The sequence below is a fragment of the Sulfurovum sp. genome (genome assembly GCF_041562805.1).
Classification (GTDB): domain Bacteria; phylum Campylobacterota; class Campylobacteria; order Campylobacterales; family Sulfurovaceae; genus Sulfurovum.
On the sequence record NZ_JBFFOH010000229.1, the window covers coordinates 1 to 2994 of the forward strand.

Here is a 2994-nt window from a genome sequence, read left to right on the forward strand (position 1 = left end):
CAAAAGCAAAAATGCGGAGAAGATGCCAAAGGCTGAACGTAAAAAGCTGCTGGACGAACTGAATGCCAAGATGAAATATGCGGCTAAAAACCTGGAGTTCGAAGAGGCGGCACGACTCCGCGATGAGATCATGAAGATCAAAAAGCTCTAAAGACAGAAGCGAAAAAACGCGTTTTAGAGTTTATTCAACTGGTTAGTATATTTCTTCTGAAGTTTCGTTGTTCTCTCTATCGCCTCTTTAAATGACATTTCTCTCTTATCACCAGTATCTTCCAATCTATTTAAACAGATAGCCAAATTTTCTGAACGAACCAGTGCACCATACTTATTGGGGTGATAATTGGTATTGTAAAAATATTCAACATCCAAATTAAAGAGAGCGGGATTACAATACATTTTGATATCAAATGCATCTAATGACTTTTCAAGGTTTTTCACCCTCACTCTGCTCTCCATCTCCCCCAAGTCAAATTTTTCATTTTTCATGGTTACAGGATAGGTAAGGTAGAGTTTTCCATTATTTACTCTCACCAACTTCTCTATTTTCGCGTATACCTTTAGAAAATGGGATGATATCTCTTGACCTTGTTTAAAGTATGCACTATCTTTGTGATACTCTAGCGGTAATGCGACATTCACATCACCAAAACGGTTCAGACTCTTGTAGCTGTAGCCTCTCCATTTACCATCACCAGTGGACCATATCTTTTGCAAAGTATTGACAATCTCTTTTTGCGTTAGCAAGTTGTAATTAACGCCTTTCGTTTCAACCTGTTTGATCACCCCAGCCAACACTCTATCAGGTTCAGCTACCAAAACAAATTTTAGAAAATCTGTAAACGGCAGCTGCAAGAGGTAATCACGTCCCCAGCTCATCATATTATTGGAGAAAAGGTCTGTAATATTTTCACCTGTTGTGTAAAACGAAAATTCGAGAGGCATGACTACTATATCTTCTTGACCGACGTATTGTTCGAGTTTATAACAGAAATAGTCCATATTTAAACCGGCATGGGTTGCCAGGTTAAGTACTGGATACCCTGTTAGTTTCTCTATTATTTCACTATTTATCCCAAAAAGAGCATTTGAACCCCCTATAATAATGATTTTTTTAGATGACATACCTTTTGCTCTGTAATCTTTATATGTATAGGCATCATTCACCCAGTAATCAGCACCAACCGAAGCGTTGAGCTGGAATAAGAACAGTAGCAGGTAAGCAGTAAAAAAAACAGGTACCAGACCGATTGCGAGTAATACAAAGTTCTTTGCTCTCATACCATACCCTCAAAAATTAAAATACAGAAATTCACTCGGAACCGTTTGACCGAAATATAAATACAACAGAGATACAAAAATATACAGTGCGGAAAGAAAAGCATCTTTAATTTCAAGTTTATTGTCTTGCATCATCTTTATAGAGTTGCTGAAAGCAAGAACTATAATGAACCCTACAGCTACCCAACCGGACACTAAAAGCGTATCGCCAATATGCTGCATTACATCTCCATATAAGATGGCCTCAGATGAAAACAGTACCTTTATCTCGCTTTCAAGCGCTTGGGGGAAGACCATTCCACTCAGACCTAGCATGCCGCTAATCACTTTGATAACATCATCCCAAGAGTTTGCCCTGAAAAACACCCATGCTATATTGATAAAATTAAATGTTATCAGCCAAGCTAATACTCTTGGCATCTTATATGCGAGTCGTTTCCAGATTCGATGAACAACCAGAGCTGTGCCGTGCAGTAAACCCCAAAAAACGAATGTCCATCCTGCACCGTGCCAGACTCCGGCAATAACAAAAGTGATTAACAAATTAGTATAAGTTAAGAAATCACCTTCTCTATTTCCACCTAGCGGTATATACACATAGTCTTTAAGAAATCTAGACAGCGTCATATGCCATCTTCGCCAAAAGTCTTGAATATCCACTGCCTTATATGGGGAGTTAAAGTTTATAGGCAACTTGATATTGAACAGAAGTGCTGCCCCAATCGCCATATCGGTATAGCCGGAAAAATCAAAATAGAGTTGAAAAGTGTACGAAAGTGATGTCGCCCAAGCTTCAAAAAAAGTCAATACGGGTGCATGGTCGAAACCTGTCGTGGCCCAAACAGCAAAGCTGTCTGCTATCACTACTTTTTTAAAAAGACCGATCGAAAAAATAAACAGTCCCATCGCAATATGTTTGTAGTTTTTTACCAAGTTCCATCTAGATGCGAATTGAGGCATCATTTCGGCATGGTGCACAATTGGACCGGCGATAAGTTGAGGAAAAAATGTCACGAATAATGTATAGTTCAAGAAATCGTATTCGGATGTTTCACGACGATACGAATCAACTAGATAGGCAATTTGCTGAAATGTGAAAAATGAAATAGCGAGTGGCAAGGTAAATTGTAAAAGGGGGATTGAAGCGTTAGCGACTACGTTGAAATTTTCAATAAAAAAATCACTATATTTAAAATATCCAAGTAACCCTAGGTTCACAATAATACCGACAAAAAGCAGTGACTTTTTATGGATTTTGGACTCATGTACATCATCGTTTAATGCGCCGCCGATAACATAGTTAAATAGAATTGAAAAAAGAAGTATTGGCAAATATTGAATATTCCACCATGCATAAAAGAACAGTGATGCAAAAACCAAAAAGCCTTTTGCCGCAAGTACTAACCGTCGTTGTAATAAGAGAAAATAAATAAAGAAGCTAAGAGGCAGAAAAATAAATATATATTCGTAGCTATTAAATAACAATTTTTCTGACCTCACATATTATTTTAAAACATTCACACCTTGCATAGTTATCTCTTTTTTGTTGCCCAGCTCATATAGAACCAGATCAACCCTATCAGTGACAACAGAATAATCGGTGCCAGGTACGGTTTGTCTGCTACCACTTCGTAACCGTGCACAATCATATTTCCGGCCAGATAACTGCCAAATCCGACAACAACGACCCAGATCAATGATGCTAACAGATTATGG

3 protein-coding genes and 1 pseudogene are annotated in these 2994 nt (G+C 38.1%); 1 reads left to right on the forward strand and 3 read right to left on the reverse strand.

Going from position 1 to position 2994, the window contains the following annotated elements:
• On the forward strand, positions 1–151 hold a 151-nt coding region (locus ABYK33_RS15030; RefSeq protein WP_373034130.1), incomplete at its 5' end, for a UvrB/UvrC motif-containing protein.
• Positions 152–174: 23 nt separating this feature from the next.
• On the opposite strand, the gene ABYK33_RS15035 is transcribed toward ABYK33_RS15030, so the two are convergent.
• The 3 genes and pseudogenes from ABYK33_RS15035 to ABYK33_RS15045 all read right to left on the reverse strand — a co-directional run.
• Positions 175–1278 carry a hypothetical protein gene (locus ABYK33_RS15035; RefSeq protein WP_373034128.1) on the reverse strand — a complete coding sequence of 368 codons (1104 nt, stop codon included), beginning with the start codon at positions 1276–1278 and terminating at the stop codon, positions 175–177.
• Between the two features lie 9 nt (positions 1279–1287).
• Positions 1288–2763 (reverse strand): MBOAT family protein, encoded by a 1476-nt coding sequence (locus tag ABYK33_RS15040; protein WP_373034129.1) that lies wholly within the window; start codon positions 2761–2763, stop codon positions 1288–1290.
• Positions 2764–2810: 47 nt separating this feature from the next.
• Positions 2811–2994, reverse strand: a pseudogene (locus tag ABYK33_RS15045) (DedA family protein); the annotation flags it as partial.